The sequence below is a fragment of the Kitasatospora sp. NEAU-69 genome (assembly GCF_057158765.1).
In genome coordinates this window covers 1-15,208 of record NZ_JBWXUE010000017.1, presented here as the reverse complement: position 1 = coordinate 15,208, position 15,208 = coordinate 1, and the positions used below count along the sequence as shown (strand labels likewise).

The window sequence follows — 15,208 nt, the reverse complement described above, 5'->3', positions numbered from 1 at the left end:
ACCGAGGAGCACCCCATGCCCGCCGCCACCTCCGCACCATTCACCACCGCCACGTCCGCCACCGCCGTCGCCGCCGTCGCCCGCGCCGCCGGCCGGCCGTTCACCATCGAGCCGGTCCGGATCGCCGCACCCCGCCCGCACGAAGTCCTGGTCGAGGTCACCGCCGTCGGCATCTGCCACACCGACCTGAGCGTGCGGGCCGGCCACACCCCGTTCCCGCTGCCCGGCGTGCTCGGCCACGAGGCCGTCGGCACCGTGGCCGCCGTCGGCAGCGCGGTCACCACGACCGCCCCGGGCGAGCGGGTGCTGCTCAGCTTCGACTCCTGCGGCAACTGCCCGGCCTGCCACGACGCCCGCCCGGTGCAGTGCGCGCACTGGCCCGCGCTCAACCTTTTCGGCGGCAGCCGGCTGGACGGCTCCGCGGTGCTCTGGGACGCCGCCGGGCAGCCGCTGCACGGCAAGTTCTTCGGCCAGTCCTCGTTCGCCACCCTCGCCCTCGCCTCCGAGCGCAGCGTGGTGCCGGTCCGCGCCGACCTGCCCGCCGAGTTGCTCGCACCGCTCGGCTGCGGCGTGCAGACGGGTGCGGGCGCGGTGCTGAACGTGCTGCGCCCCGAGCCGGGCCAGAGCCTCGCGGTCTTCGGCGCGGGCGCGGTCGGCCTCTGCGCGGTGCTGGCCGCCCGGCTCACCGCGGCGACCCGGATCATCGCGATCGACCTGCACCCGGCCCGGCTGGAGCTGGCCCGCCGGCTCGGCGCCACCGACGTGATCGACGCCCGCGAGCCGGACGCCGCCGCCGCGCTCGCCGAGCTGACCGGGGGCCAGGGCGTGGACCGGGTGCTGGAGACCAGCGGCGACGTGCGCGCGCTGCGCCAGGCGGTCGCCGCGCTCGCCGTCGGCGGCATGCTCGGCGTGGTCGGCGCGCCACCCAAGGGCACCGAAATCGGCCTGGACGTGCCGCAGTTGCTCGACCGTGGCCCGCGCATCGTCGGGATCAACCAGGGCGCCGCCCGGCCGCAGCAGTTCCTGCCGGCGCTGGTCGAGCTGATCCGGACCGGCCGGCTGCCGATCGGCGAACTGGTCCGCTGCTACCCCTTCGAGCAGATCGAACAGGCGGCCGGGGACGCCCGCTCCGGGCTGGTCGTCAAGCCGGTCCTGCTGATGACCTGATCGCGGGACACCGGCACCGGCCGGTCCGGACAAACGTTTAGTCACTCTTTCGCTACTGATAGTGTCCGCAACGTGGATGAGCAGCAGCCGGTGGATGTGCAGCAGCCGGATGAGCAGCGGCCGAAGGTGGCGGACAGCGTCGTGCGGGTCCTGCTCGTGGACGATCACCCGCTCTTCCGCGCGGGCCTGCGGGCCGCGCTGGAGAGCGATCGCGGCGTGGCCGTGGTCGCCGAGGCGGAGACCGCCGGCCAGGTGCCCGCGGCCGTCGAGCAGCACGGCCCGGATCTGGTGATCATGGACCTCTCGCTGCCGGACGGCTCCGGGCTGGACGCCACCCGCCGCCTCGCCGAGAAGTGGCCCGACCTGCCGGTGCTGATGCTGACCATGGCCGATGACGACGGCAGCCTGCTCGCCGCGCTCCAGGCCGGCGCCCGCGGCTACCTGGTCAAGGGCGCGGGGCGCGAGGAGGTGCTGCACGCGGTGCGCACGGTCGCCGCCGGCGGCGCGGTCTTCGGCGCCGATGTCGCCACCCGGATCACCGCGCTGCTCGCGGGCAGCCGGCTGCGCGAGGCCGGCCAGCTCTTCCCGACCCTGACCAGCCGTGAGGCCGAGGTGCTCGACCTGGTCGCCCGCGGCCTGGACAACCACCGGATCGCCCGCCAACTGGTGGTCGCCGAGAAGACCGTTCGCAACCACGTGACGCACATCTTCGAGAAGCTCAACGTCGCCACCCGGGCCGAGGCGGTCGCCCGCGCCCGGGACATGGGCCTGGGCGACTCCAGCAGCTGACGACTCCGGCAGCCAGCGCAGCCGGGCCGGGTTCGGGACCCCGGCCTCATGCGACCGGGACCGGCGGCGACCGAGGATTGGGCGCACTCCCAAGCTGCACTCCCAAGCTGGGGGACCCGAGGAGGCAGGATGCGCATCGCGACCAGCACGGTGACCGAGGGCCCCGGCGCGAGCACCGATCCCGCCGGCTGTCCGCCCCGCACGACCGCGCCCGCCGGTGCCTACGGCGTCTGCGGACTCACGCTGCTCTGCGGGCTCGGCTGGGTGGTGCTGGCGCTCACCCATCTGGACGACCCGCTGCACAACCGCGACATCCCGTTCGACTGGGCGGACGTCCTGATGGACTTCGGCCTGGCCCTGTCCGGGCTGTTCATCCTGGCCCGCCGCTCCGGCCAGACGCTGGGCCGGCTGCTGCTGGCCACCGGCTTCCTGGACTGCCTGGCCAGGTTCCTGCTCTTCGTGCTCGCGATCGCCGACACCGGCCCGGTCGGTGCCGCGCTCGGCGCGACCGTGCTGCTGGCCGCCAGTACGCTCTTCCTCTTCACGATGTACACGATCCCGCTCTGGTTCCCCGACGGCCGGCTGCCCGGTTTCTGGGGGCGCGCGTACTCCGCGGTCCTGCTCGCCTGGAGCGCGACCCAGGCGTACCACGACACCGCCGAGCAGCTCAGCTGGGACGGCATGCCGAACCCGCTCCAGCACGGCTGGTGGACGCACGTCTACGCGCGGATCGACGCCGCGCTCTACCCGCGGATCGGCTGGATCGCGCCGGCGATCGTGCTGGTCAACCTGCTGATCGCGGCCGTCCGCTGGCGCCGCTCGGCCGACCCCCGCGTGGCGCAGTGGGCGGTGCTGCTGCCGTACCTGGTCTGGATGAGCCTCAGCCTGATCGGCTACCACCTGAACTGGTACGCCACGACCGGGTTCTTCGTCTTCAACGCGCTGATCGCGGCGATGTGGCCGTTCGCGATCGTCGCCGCCTTCACCCGGGACCGCTCCTGGCAGCTCGACCGGGCCAGCCGGCGGGTGCTGACCAGCTTCACCCTGACCGGGCTGCTGATCTTCGGCTACTTCGCGCTCGCCTTCACGCTGCCCAAACTGCTGCTGCGCGCCAACACGGTGGACGCGCAGCTGATGGCCGGCTGCGCGCTCTTCGTCGGCGCGCTGCTGCGCCCGACCTCGCTCGGCGTCAGCCGGGCGGTGGAGCGCTTCTACTACGGCGACCGGGCCCGCCCGTACCAGGTGGCGCGCGACCTCGCCGAGCGCCTCAGCCAGGCCGTCGGCCCGGCCGAGGCGCCGCCGCTGCTCTGCCGCACGGTCGTCCGGGGCCTGGGACTGCCCGGCGCCCGGGTGGTGGCGACCATGCAGCGCGGGCCGCGCGAGCTCGCCGTGCTCGGCGAGCCCGGCCCGCTCGCCGAGGTCTTCCCGATCAGCTTCGAGGGCAAGGCCGTCGGCGAGCTGCACGCCCCGCCGCGCTCCGGCGAGGTCGTGCTGGACCGCCAGGACCGCGACGTGCTGCGGTTCCTGGCCGACCAGTCGGCGCCCGCGATCGCCTCGCTGCGGCTCTACGAGGAGCTCCAGGCGAGCCGGAAGCAGATCGTGCTGGCCCGCGAGGAGGAGCGCAAGCGGCTGCGGCACGACCTGCACGACGGCCTGGGCCCGGCGCTCTCCGGTCTGCGGCTGCAGATCGACGCCGCGCGCAGCGGGCTGCCGGCCGACTCCTCCGCCGCCGCCTCGCTGTGCAGCGCCTCGGCCGGCATCGGCAGCGCGATCGACGAGCTGCGCCGGATCACCGACGGCCTGGCGCCCGCCGAGCTCGGCCGGGTCGGCCTGACCGGCGCGCTGCGCGAACTGGCCGGGCGGCTGGACGGGCACCGGTTGCAGGTCACCGTCGAGCTCGACCCCGACCCGCTGCCGCCGCTGCCGGCCGCCGTGGAGGTCGCGCTGTACCGGATCAGCGGCGAGGCGCTGAACAACGTACTGCGGCACTCCGGTGCGGCCCGGGCGCGGCTGGCGCTGCGGGTGGCGGCCGACCAGGTCTGGGTGGAGGCCAGCGACGACGGCGGCGGGTTCCCCGCGCACGTCGGCTCGGCGGGGGTGGGACTGCGCTCAATGGCCGAACGCGCCGAGGAGCTCGGCGGGAGTTTCACGGTCGGCAACGACGCGCACGGCGCGGTGGTGCGCGCCGTGCTGCCCAGGAGCACCACCGCCTGAGCAGCACCTGAGCACCACCTGACCCACTGCGTGACGACCGCCCGACCACGGTGGTCCCGGGCGAATCCGGGACCACCAGCTCATGCGACCGGGACCGGTGAGCCGCGATAGTCGAACCATCGGCCCACGGTCCGCTCACCTGGACCGCGGTCCAGAACGAAGGAGGACACCGATGACAGCCCAGACCAGCAGCTCGTCCACCGAGCCCCAGGCCGCGGCGGCGCAGGCAGCGCAGTCTCCGAGCTCGACCTCGCCGCCCTGCAGCTGGCCGAAGGGCCAGTGCCGGATGCACAGCCCCGCTGAGGCCCTCGGCGTCGAGCCCGTCTCCGAGAACCTGGCCCAGACCCCGGACGTCGGCGTCCGCCCGGCTCCCGGCGCGGGCGACGTGCAGTGCGCATGGCCGATGCGCAGTTGCAGCATCGAATCCCCGCAGAAGGCCTGAGCCCGCCCGACCGGATCCCACCCGACGAGATCCCACCCTGACCGGATCCCACCGAGCGCCTCACATCCCGGCGTGCGTGTCCGGCATCGGCATCGACATCGGCATCCCGCCCGGCAGGTCGAGCACCGCGCCCGGCGAGACGGTGAACGGGCGCATCATGCCGTCGTCCTCGTGCTCCAGCAGGTGGCAGTGGTACATGAACCGGCCGGTCGCACCGGTGAACTGTCCGGCGATCCTGACCAGTTGACCGGGCGGCAGCTGGATGACGTCCTTCCAGCCCTGGTCGCTCCGCGCGACCGGCAGGTCCGAGCGGTACGTCACCGGCGTGCCGGGACCGGTGCCGCCGACCGGCTGCTGGAACCCGCCGACGTCCCACGCCTCCCGGCTCAGCGCCTGGAACCGGATCAGGTGCAGGTGCACCGGGTGCAGCGCGACGGTCAGGTTGAGGATCGTCCACTGCTCCCAGCCGTCCTGGCGGACGTGCCAGTTGAGCGTCTCGTCGAACTCCTGGGCGAGCCGCCGGTAAGTCCGCAGCCGCCCGTCCGCACCGCGCAGCTGCACGATGCCGTCGGCCGCCGCGGTCACCGGCGGGGCGTCCGGGACCTCCGCCATCTCCCAGAGCCGGAAGCTGTTCTGCCTGTTCGGCGCCAGCACCAGCATCCGGTGCGTGTGCGCGGGCAGGCTGTCGTGCGCCAGCCGGACGTACGATGGCGCGAGCCGGGACGGCAGCGTGAAGCCGTCGTCGGCCGGCTCGTCCAGCACCCGGAACTGCAGCACGTCCGGTTCGGGCAGCCGGTGCTCCGGATCGGCCGCCGCGACCGGCGCGCCGGCGGCGAGCGGCACGGCCGCGTACGGCTCCGGCGCCGAGTCCACCAGGCGCAGCGTGCGGCCGGCCAGTGCCCCGAAGTCGATCAGCAGGTCGGCCCGTTCGGCGGGTAGCAGCGCGAGGCCGCCGTCCGGCAGCGGGAGCGGCGCGCCGAGCAGTCCGGCGTCGGTGCCGATCTGCCAGACCGCGTCCGGCACCCGCTCGCCGAGCTCGTCCACCAGGTGCAGCCGGTAGGTGCGCCCGTTGGAGGCGTTCAGCACCCGGTAGCGGTACCAGCGCGGCCGCACCTCCTGGTACGGCCAGATCACGCCGTTGACCAGCGTGTACGGGCCGAAGAACGGCAGCGCCCCGGCGGTCTTGTGCAGCAGCTCGCCGGTGAACTCGCCGTCCGGGCCGAGCGCCAGGTTGCGGTCGCAGATCAGCAGCGGGACCTCGTAGGGGCCGGCCGGCAGGCCGAGCCGGTCCTCCTCCTCGTCCCGCACCAGGTACATCCCGGCGAGACCGGCCTGCACGTTGAGACGGGTGATGCCCATCGCGTGGTCGTGGTACCAGAGCGCGGTGGCCGCCTGGTCGTTCGGGTACTCGGAGAGCTGGGACGCGCCGGGCAGCACGGCGTTCTCGGTCCAGCCGTCGTTGCCGCCGCCGGTCCGCGCGCCGTGCAGATGGGTGACGGTCCAGGCGGGCAGGTCGGCGACCGCCTTGTTGACGAGCGCCGGGTCGATCCCGGGCTCGTTCTCGGCGGGCGGCGAGCCGACCGGCACGTTGCCGTCCAGCACCGGGAACGGGGTGTCGATCCGGTTGACCCAGGTGATCCGCAGCCGCCGGCCGCGCCGCACCTCGATGGTCGGGCCGGGGAACTCGCCCTGGTACGTCCAGAGCGGGGTGGGCGGTAGTTGGGCGTGCAGCCGCCGGGCGGCGGAGCTCAGCTCGACCGTCAGCTGCCCTTCCCGGTCCCCCGGGTGAGGGCTCACCACCCGGGGGATCCGCAGCCGGTCGAGGAACTTGGTGAGCCGGGCCGGGGTGGGGGTAGTCATCGCATGGCCTCCTGTGAGCGGGGTGAGGTCAACGGTGCTGCGGCCGTTGTCCCGTTCGCATGGGGCCCTGGTCCCGGCCGGTTGTGCGCCCCCGCCGAGCGCCGGTCCACCACCGTCGCACGCCCCCCCGGATCCCTCGACCGCAGCGGCCCTACCGGCCGACCTCGCGGGCCTGGAAGTCCTCGACCGTCTCACGCCGGATCAGCAGCCGGGCCCGGCCGTCCGCGACCGCGACGACCGCCGGGCGGCCGACCAGGTTGTAGCCGGAGGCCATCGAGAGCTGGTACGCACCCGCCGCCGGGACGGCCAGCAGGTCACCCGCCCGCAGGTCGCCCGGCAGCTCGACGCCGCGGGCCAGCACGTCACCCGCCTCGCAGTGCCTGCCGACCACGTCCACCGCGACCGGCGCCGCGGCGCTGGTCCGGCCGACGAGCCGCACCTGGTACGCCGAGCCGTACAGCGCCGGGCGCGGGTTGTCGCTCATCCCGCCGTCCACGGCGGCGAAGATCCGGCCGCCCGCCGTGCGCTTTACCGACAGCACCCGGTACAGCGCGACCTGGGCCGGCGCGCTGACCGCCCGGCCCGGCTCGACCAGCAGGCGCGGCACCGCGAGCCCGTGCGCCGCGCAGCGTTCGGCCAAGCGGGTGGTCACCCGGCGCGAGAAGTCGGCCAGGTCGAACTCCGGGTCACCGGGCAGGTAGCGCACGCCGTGCCCGCCGCCCAGGTCCAGCTCCGGCGGCTCGACCCCGTGCCGGTCGCGGATCGCGGCGAGCAGCTCGACCAGCCGGTCCACCGCCAGCAGGAACGGCTCGACCTCGGTGATCTGCGAGCCGAGGTGGCAGTGCAGGCCGGCCAGCCGCAGCTCGGGCTGCGCGAGCACCCGGGCGATCGCCTCGGCCGCCTCGCCGGTGTCGATGCCGAGGCCGAACTTCTGCCCGCTGACCGCCGTGCGGACCGCCGCGTGGTGCCCGGCCGCGATGCCGGGCACCACCCGGACCAGCACCTGCTGCGGGGTGTCCGCGGTCGCCAGCGCCGCCAGCCGCGGGATCTCGGCGAAACCGTCGATCACGATCCGGCCGACCCGCAGCCGCCGGGCCAGCCGCAGCTCCTCCGGGCTCTTGGCGTTACCGTGCAGCAGGATCCGCTGCGCGGGGAACCCGGCCGCGGTGGCGAGCCGCAGCTCGCCCGCCGAGCAGACGTCCAGGCCCAGACCCTCCTGGGCGATCCAGTCGGCCACCGCGCTGCACAGGAACGCCTTGGCCGCGTACAGCACCTCGGCCTGCGGCAGCGCGCTGCGGTACGCCCGGGCGCGGGCCCGGACCTCGGCCTCGTCGAGCACGTAGAGCGGGGTGCCGAAGCGGTCGGCGGCCTCCGCCAGGCCGACCCCGCCGACCGTCACCTCGCCGTCCGGCCCGGCGAGCGCGGACCCGGGCCACGGGGCGCCGAGCGGCTGCACGGGCTGCGTGGGCTGCGTGGATTGAACGGGCTGCGCAAGCTGCACGGACTGCGTGCCCCGGGTGACGAGCATGGTCATGGTGCGGTACTCCCGGTCGATCGTGGACGGGACGGGATGCCGTGCAGCGCGACCGCTGCCCGGCGCTCCGGCAGCGAAGCGGGCACCGCCGTGGTCGCGGGCGGGGCCGGGGCGACCAGCTTCGGGTCGAGCACCAGCTCGTGCACCCCGAGCGGTTCGACGAGCTCGCGCAGGGCCGGCTCGGTCAGCTCGATCGCCTGCTGGTCGGCGCCGAGCAGCTCGTGCAGCGCCTCGGGCGAGCTGAACGCGACGGCGCAGCGGCTGCCGTCACGCTGCCGGAAGAGCCGGAGCACCCGGGTCGCCCCGACGATCCGGACCGGGACGTGGTGGAGCACTGGAGTAGTCATCTCAGTCGACGTACTGCAGCGCGATCCGGCAGTGCATGGGGGCCGGTGCGGCGGGCTCGTCGCCGGCCTCGCCGTCCGCGTCCGCACCGGCGGCGCGGGCCTGCTCGGCGGACGCGGTACGGCGCAGCACGCCGGTGCGCAGCGCGTCGGCCAGCGGGCGGCGCGGCGGCAGCGCCGCGGGGGTGAACGGCTCGACCACGGTGGTCGGGCTCGCAGGGGCGGTGAGCGCGGTGAGCTGGGTGTCCGTCATGGCGGATCGCGTCCTTCCGGTCGTGGGGCGGACGAGCGGCAGGTCCCGCTCGCCGCTCGCAGCTCCAGTGGAAGCCCGCCGCGCGATGATCACACCCGGCCTTGACGCGGGGATGACGCGCAGGCCACCGCGCTTGACAGCATCTTGACGCGACCGCAGCCGCGAACCGGCAGCCACCCGACCTAAACCTCGAACGGGCTCCCGATTGCCGCCCACGCGCCCGGCTGCTGCCCGCGCGCCCCGCGCGTCAGACGAGCGCCCCGCACCTCAGACAAGCACTGCGCTCGCGACCCGCTGCGCCGTCTTCCCCCGGTGCAGCGCGCGCTCCAGGTCCCCGACCGCCTGCGCCAGCAGCCGCGCGGCGGCCCGCAGCGCCTCGGCCCGGTCCGCGACCGCGCCGCCCGCCCGCGCCGACTCGCGCAGCTGCTCGTCCCACGCCTGCTGCGCCGCCCGCAGCCGGCCGAAGTCGACCGGCCGACCGGCCCGCACCGCGGCCGCCGCGACCGCCGTCGCGTCCACCAGCACCGCAGCGAAGGCGTCCGCCCCGGGCACCGGCGCGGCGTCCGGGCCGGGCAGCTGGGCCTCCATCAGCAGGCCCACCCGGCCGAGCAGGCCGACCGCCGCCCGCGCCTTGTCCAACTGCTTGGCGGCCAGGCACGGCGCGGCCTCGCGCACCGGCTCGACCTCGGCCCGCTGGATCGCCTGCAAGAGCTCCGAGCGCGCCTCCCGGGCGTCCAGCAGCGCGCTGCGCATCTGACTGTGCATCTCACTGCGCACCTCGGTGCCCGGGTGCGCGGCCGGGGCGCCGAAGACCGTCAGCACCGAGGCGCAGTAGACCCCGCTGCGCGCGATCCAGTCGGCCAGCAGGTCGTCCAGCCGGTTCGAGGCCCAGCTCGGGAAGAGCGCGAAGGTCAGCAGCGCGACGGCGCCGCCGAGCAACGTCAGCCCCACCCGCTCGACGGCCGTGCTGAACGGGTGACCGCCCTGCAGGCCGAGCAGCAGCACCACGTAGCCGGAGACGCACGCCGTCATCAGCGCGTAGCCCGTCCGGTTGGTCAGGTAGGCGCCGGCGATGCAGACCACCCCGAGCCCGGCCGACCACCACGGTCCCGGGTGCAGCAGCTCGACCAGACCGGTCGCGACGAGGACTCCGACCACGGTGCCGGCCAGCCGGGCGACGCCGCGGCTGAAGGTCTGCGCGAAGTCCGGCCGGATCACCATCGCGGCGGTCAGCGGCGCCCAGTAGCCGCGGTGCAGACCGGCCAGCTCGGCGAGCAGGTGAGCCACCGTCACCACCAGCGCCAGCCGCACCGCGTGCCGCAGCACGGCGGAGCGCAGGTTCAGCTGGCGCCGCACGGCGCGCAGCAGCAGCGGCAGCATGCTGAAGAGCGAGGGCCGCAGCAGCGCGCCGCCGGCGCCCACCAGCGGGGCGGCGACGGTGTCCTGCGCCGAGCGGTCCAGCGTGTCCACGGCCCGGCCGAGCAGCGTGGTCAGCCGCCGGGCCGCGGCCCCGGCAGGGCCGTGCAGCATCGGCTCGTCGGTGCGCGGCACCAGCGTGAGGGCCGGCGCCGAGCGGGGCAGGTGCAGCGGCTCGCCGGCGCGGATCGCCTGCGCCAGCGCGTCCAGCGTCTCGGCCGCGGCGCCCAGCAGCTCACAGGCGCGGTCCCGCTCGGGGCCGGTCTCGGGGGCGCCGCCGCGCGGGTCCGCGAGCGCGGTCAGCGCCGGGCGCATCTGCTCGGCGAGGCCGCGCAGTCCGCGCAGCTCCGGCGGGCGGTGGCGGTCCTGCCACGGGGTCAGTTCGGAGGCGTGCCGGGCCAGCATCAGTGGTTCGGGATCGACCGGCATGGTCGGGTCCTCGCGCAGCCCGCGCGCGTAGTCGGCCAGTGCGGCGTAGGCGTCGGCGAGCGCGTCACGCTGCGCGCGCCAGCTGTCGATCGGCCAGAGCGCGATCAGCGCGGCCTGGACGGCGCCGCCGGCCGCGCAGAGCAGCGCGTGGGCGAGCGCGGTCGGCACGCTGACCGGCAACTGGACGACCACCAGCATCACCGAGACGGTGGTGGCCGCGACCACCCCGCCGGTCGGCCCGGCCGCCCAGGCGAGCCCGGCCAGCAGCGCCCAGACCGCGAGCACCACCGGGAAGAGGCCGGGCACCGAGACCGCGAGGTAGCCGGTGAAGGTGCTGACACCCAGTCCGATGCCTGCTGCCACGGCGAGCGAGGGCCGCGGCCGGAAGCTGCGCTGGAACGTCGCGGTGCCGGCGATGAACGCGCCCATCGCCGCCGAGGTGGCCTCGCGCGGACCACCCAGCGCGAGGGTGGGGAACAGCACCAGGGCGACCGCGAGCGCGCCGCGCAGCGCGCGCTTCGGGTTGGTCAGCGTCCGGTCCAGGTGCAGTCCCTTGCGGGCGGTGTCGCGGAGGGCGTCGATCCAGGGCATGGCGAGCAGTGTATGCGCGCGATCACCCGCCTCACCTGCGGCTAAAGAGTTCGCCAAGCCTTTCAAGAGTTGGCCAAGGCTTTCAACAACGTGTTGACGCACCCCCTGGCGCGCTCTACGTTTCTCCCAGTCGGAAACTGAATTCCACATAGCGGAATAGCTGTCCCGAAAAGGAGTGCCCCATGAATCTCGCTCCGCGGGAGATCGACAAGCTCTACGTCTACGTGGTGGCCGACCTGGCGCGCCGGCGCCGCGATCGCGGCGTGAAGCTGAACTACAGCGAGGCCGTCGCGCTGATCAGCGAGGCGATCCTGGAGTCGGCCCGGGACGGCAGGACCGTCGCCGAGTGCATGGAGATCGGCAAGAAGGCCGTCAGTTCCGAGGAGGTCATGCCCGGCGTGCGGGAGATGCTCTCGCTGCTGCAGATCGAGGCCGCCTTCGTGGACGGCACCAAGCTCGTCTCCTGCCATGACCCGGTCGGTGCCTGAGCCATGCCTGCGCCCGGTACGGCCGCAACCGTGGTCCTGGTCGGCGGACACGAGAGCGGCGCCGCGAGCCGGCTGCGCTCGCTGAGCGAAGGCGGTCCGGCCTTCCGGGCGGTCGGCGTCGGCCGCGAGCTCGCCACCGCCGTGACCGAGGCGCTCGCCTTCGCGAACCGCCCGGTCTGCGTGGTGCCGATGACGCTCGGGCGCGATCCCCGGCTGATCGCCGACGCGGCGCGGACGCTCAACTGGCTCTCCACCCCGGCCAGCGCCGGGCGGATCGCGCTCGCCGAGCCGTTCGGCAGCGCCGGGCACCTGATCGGCTGGCTGCGGGCCGCCGCCGGACGCGCCGCCGGGGACGACCCCGAGCAGGCCGCCGTCCTGGTGACCGCACCCGCCGCCGGCCCGTTCGAGGACGCGGAGCTGTTCCGGATCGCCCGGCTGGTCCGCCAGTACCGCACGCACCGCTGGGTGGAGGTCGCCTTCGAGGGCGGCGACCCGGACGTCGCCGAGGGCGTCGAACGCTGCCGCCGGCTCGGTGCCCGCGAGATCGTGCTGGTGCCCGCCGCCTTCGGCCAGCCCGCGGCGGTGGCGGGCGCCGAGGACGGCGGCCCGCTGCTGACCCGGCGCGCGATCACCGGCGTGCTCCAGGCCCGGGTGACCGTCGCGCTGGAGCGGCTGAACCACGGCGAGAACGGCATCGAGGCCGGACTCGACGCCGAACACGGCCACGGCTTCCCGCACTCGCACGGGGCTCAGCCGGCCCACCCCCGTCCGCACACCCATCCCCACCCCCACACCGCCGGCCACACCCACCCGCAGCACGTGCACCCGCACCACTGACCCGGCCGCCGCACCCCCCGCGGCGGCTCGAAGAGAGATGACGCCATGTCAGGCAGACCCGCCTACCTGTACGGAGACGATCCGGTGGAGATCAACGCCGGCCGGGCCAAGGTCAGACTGTCGGTGAGCAACACCGGCGACCGCGCCGTCCAGGTCGGGTCGCACTACCACTTCTTCGAGGTCAACCGCGCGCTGACGTTCGACCGCAACCGGTCCTACGGCATGCACCTGGACCTGCCGGCCGGCACCGCGGTCCGGTTCGAGCCCGGCGACACCCGCGAGGTCGAGCTGGCCGCCTACGCCGGCAACCGGCGGCTGGTCGGCTTCAGCGCGCTGGTCGACGGCGGCCTCGGCTCCACCGACACCCGCGCCAAGGCGCTGCGGCGCGCGGTCGAGCGCGGCTTTCTCGGCGCCCGGCTCGACGACGACACCTGTGCGGGGGGCGAGCTCTGATGGCGATGATCCCTCGCAGGCAGTACACCGACCTGTTCGGTCCGACCGTCGGTGACCGCTTCCACCTCGCCGACACCAACCTGGTGGTGGAGGTCGAACACGACTTCAACCAGGGCCACTACGGCGACGAGGCCGTCTACGGCGGCGGCAAGGTCATCCGGGACGGCATGGCCCAGGACCCGGCCGCGACCAGTGGGCAGGGTGCGCTGGATCTGGTGATCACCAATGTGGTGGTGCTGGATGCGGTGCTGGGTGTCGTCAAGGGTGACATCGGTGTGAGGGACGGTTTCATCACGGCGGTCGGCAAGGCCGGGAACCCGCGGTTGCAGAGTGGTGTGCATCCGAAGCTGGTGATCGGCCCTGGCACGGAGGTGATCTCGGGTGAGCATCTGATCGCGACGGCCGGTGGTATCGACACGCACATCCATTTCATCGCCCCGCAGCAGGTCCAGGAGGGCCTGACCAACGGCATCACGACGCTGATCGGTGGTGGCACCGGGCCCACCGATGGCACCAACGGCACGACCTGCACGCCAGGGCCGTGGAACATCGGGCGGATGTACCAGGCGGTGGAGGACCTGCCGGTCAACGTGGGCCTGCTCGGCAAGGGCAACGCCTCACTGCCCGAGGCGCTGCGTGAGCAGGTCGAGGCGGGTGTGTGCGGTCTGAAGGTGCACGAGGACTGGGGCACCACGCCGGCGGCGATCGACACCGCGTTGCGGGTCGCCGACGAGTACGACGTGCAGGTCGCCATCCACACCGACACCCTGAACGAGTCGGGTTTCTACGAGGACACGGTGTCGGCGATCGATGGCCGGACCATCCACACCTTCCACACCGAGGGCGCCGGCGGTGGTCACGCCCCCGACATCATGCGGATCGCCGGCGAGCCCAACGTCCTGCCCTCCTCGACCAATCCGACGCTGCCGTACACGGTGAACTCGATCGACGAGCTCCTCGACATGGTGATGGTCTGCCACCACCTGAGCCACCACATCCCCGAGGACGTCTCCTTCGCCGATTCGCGGGTGCGCGCGGAGACGGTGGCCGCCGAGACCGTGCTGCACGACGAGGGCGTGATCAGCATCTTCTCCTCCGACTCCCAGGCCATGGGCCGCATCGGCGAGTCCTTCGCGAGGGCGTTCCAGACCGCCCACCACTGCAAGGACCAGCGCGGCAAGCTGGGCGGCGACAGCGAACGCCACGACAACTTCCGGGTGTTGCGCTACCTGGCCAAGCTGACCATCAACCCGGCGATCGCCGCCGGTACCGCCGACTACATCGGCTCACTCGAGCCCGGCAAACTCGCCGACATCGTGCTGTGGCCGATCAACTCCTTCGCCGCCAAACCCAAGTTGGTCATCAAGGGCGGCATGGTCAACTGGGCGCTGATGGGCGACCCCAACGCCTCGCTGCCCACCACCCAGCCGATCTACTACCGCCCGATGTACGGCGCCTACGGCCGCGCCCGACAGGCCACCCGCGTCTCCTTCATGTCCCAGGCCGCCATCGACCGCGGGGTGCCGACCGAACTCGGCCTGGAGAGCCGGGTGCTGCCGGTTCGGCACTGCCGGACGGTGGGCAAGCAGCACATGGTGCGCAACGACGCGCTGCCCCGGATCGAGGTCGACCCGGAGACGTACCAGGTGACGCTGGACGGCGAACCGGCCACCATCGCGCCGGCCGAAACCCTGCCGCTCAACCACCTCTTCTACCTCGCATGACCGCCACCCTCGACGCACTGCTGGTCAGCCTCCAACTCACCGACTCCGCGTTCCCCAGCGGCCTCTACACCCTCTCCCACAGCCTGGAGGGCTTCCGACAGGCCGGGCAGGTCGACCAGCACAGCATGCCCGCACTACTCACCGACCTCCTGCGCCACTCGGTCGGCCCGGCCGACGCCACCGCACTCGCCATCGCCAACCGGGCCGCCACCAAAGGGGACTGGGACACCGTCGTCGAGATCGACCAACGGCTGCACGCCAGCAAGCTCAACCGCGAGCTGCGGCTGGCCGCCACCCGGACCGGACGGCAGATGCTGGACACGGCGCAACTCGCGCTGGGCGGCGCCGCCCTGGACCGCTTCGCGGAGCTGGTGGCAGCGAAGCGGACGCCCTGTTGTCAGGCCGTCGCGGCCGGCGTAGCGTACGCGGCCGGCGGCGTGGGCGCCGAACAGGCGGTGGCCGGCGACCTGTTCGCGTTCGCCGTCAGTTTCACCGGAGCCGCACTGCGGTTGCGGCTGACCGACCACCGCCGTGCCCAGATCACGCTGCGGGCGATCGCCCCGGTGATCAAGGAGGTCACCGAGGCCGCACTGCACCGGGAGGCGGCCGACCTCGGCGGCTGCGTACCGCTCGCCGACGTCATGTCGGGCCGCCACGAGCGCGCCGA

General features: G+C 73.9%; 14 protein-coding genes. 9 read left to right on the top strand and 5 right to left on the bottom strand.

Going from position 1 to position 15,208, the window contains the following annotated elements:
- Positions 1-15: 15 nt before the first annotated feature.
- The 4 genes from AC060L_RS20770 (at position 16) to AC060L_RS20755 (ending at position 4,612) form a co-directional block, all read left to right on the top strand.
- The gene (locus AC060L_RS20770) at positions 16-1,167 is read left to right on the top strand and encodes an NAD(P)-dependent alcohol dehydrogenase (protein ID WP_483800322.1); all 1,152 of its coding nucleotides are present in this window, start codon (positions 16-18) and stop codon (positions 1,165-1,167) included.
- 141 nt (positions 1,168-1,308) lie between these two features.
- Complete coding sequence (locus AC060L_RS20765) at positions 1,309-1,956, top strand: response regulator (RefSeq protein WP_483800415.1); 648 nt, start codon at positions 1,309-1,311, stop codon at positions 1,954-1,956.
- Positions 1,957-2,085: 129 nt separating this feature from the next.
- Complete coding sequence (locus AC060L_RS20760; protein WP_483800321.1) at positions 2,086-4,170, top strand: sensor histidine kinase; 2,085 nt, start codon at positions 2,086-2,088, stop codon at positions 4,168-4,170.
- A 172-nt stretch (positions 4,171-4,342) separates the two neighbouring features.
- A complete protein-coding gene (locus tag AC060L_RS20755) occupies positions 4,343-4,612 on the top strand; it encodes a hypothetical protein (RefSeq protein ID WP_483800320.1) in 270 nt (89 codons plus the stop codon).
- 60 nt (positions 4,613-4,672) lie between these two features.
- Here AC060L_RS20755 and AC060L_RS20750 read toward each other — a convergent pair whose 3' ends face one another.
- From AC060L_RS20750 to AC060L_RS20730, 5 genes are all read right to left on the bottom strand, one after another.
- Complete coding sequence (locus AC060L_RS20750) at positions 4,673-6,472, bottom strand: multicopper oxidase family protein (RefSeq protein WP_483800319.1); 1,800 nt, start codon at positions 6,470-6,472, stop codon at positions 4,673-4,675.
- Between the two features lie 151 nt (positions 6,473-6,623).
- Positions 6,624-8,000, bottom strand: coding sequence for a diaminopimelate decarboxylase (gene lysA, locus AC060L_RS20745; protein WP_483800414.1), 1,377 nt, complete (start codon positions 7,998-8,000; stop codon positions 6,624-6,626).
- A gap of 2 nt (positions 8,001-8,002) precedes the next feature.
- Positions 8,003-8,353 carry an SAV_915 family protein gene (locus AC060L_RS20740; RefSeq protein WP_483800318.1) on the bottom strand — a complete coding sequence of 117 codons (351 nt, stop codon included), beginning with the start codon at positions 8,351-8,353 and terminating at the stop codon, positions 8,003-8,005.
- Between the two features lies 1 nt (position 8,354).
- Positions 8,355-8,603, bottom strand: coding sequence for a hypothetical protein (locus AC060L_RS20735; RefSeq protein WP_483800317.1), 249 nt, complete (start codon positions 8,601-8,603; stop codon positions 8,355-8,357).
- 267 nt (positions 8,604-8,870) lie between these two features.
- Positions 8,871-11,039: an FUSC family protein gene (locus AC060L_RS20730; RefSeq protein ID WP_483800316.1), complete on the bottom strand. Its 2,169-nt coding sequence runs from the start codon at positions 11,037-11,039 to the stop codon at positions 8,871-8,873.
- A 182-nt stretch (positions 11,040-11,221) separates the two neighbouring features.
- On the opposite strand from AC060L_RS20730, the gene AC060L_RS20725 reads away from it, so the two are divergent.
- The 5 genes from AC060L_RS20725 to AC060L_RS20705 all read left to right on the top strand — a co-directional run.
- Positions 11,222-11,527, top strand: a complete 306-nt coding sequence (locus tag AC060L_RS20725) for an urease subunit gamma (RefSeq protein ID WP_483800315.1) — start codon at positions 11,222-11,224, stop codon at positions 11,525-11,527.
- Between the two features lie 3 nt (positions 11,528-11,530).
- Positions 11,531-12,364, top strand: a complete 834-nt coding sequence (locus tag AC060L_RS20720; RefSeq protein WP_483800314.1) for a sirohydrochlorin chelatase — start codon at positions 11,531-11,533, stop codon at positions 12,362-12,364.
- A 45-nt stretch (positions 12,365-12,409) separates the two neighbouring features.
- On the top strand, positions 12,410-12,817 hold the full coding sequence (locus AC060L_RS20715) for an urease subunit beta (protein WP_483800313.1): 408 nt from the start codon (positions 12,410-12,412) through the stop codon (positions 12,815-12,817).
- Entirely contained in the window at positions 12,817-14,541 is a 1,725-nt protein-coding gene (gene ureC / locus AC060L_RS20710; protein ID WP_483800312.1) for an urease subunit alpha, read from the top strand. Before AC060L_RS20715 ends, ureC begins: the two co-directional genes overlap by 1 nt.
- Positions 14,538-15,208, top strand: a 671-nt coding sequence (locus tag AC060L_RS20705; RefSeq protein WP_483800311.1) for an urease accessory protein UreF, incomplete at its 3' end; no start/stop codon positions are given. The genes ureC and AC060L_RS20705, both read left to right, overlap by 4 nt.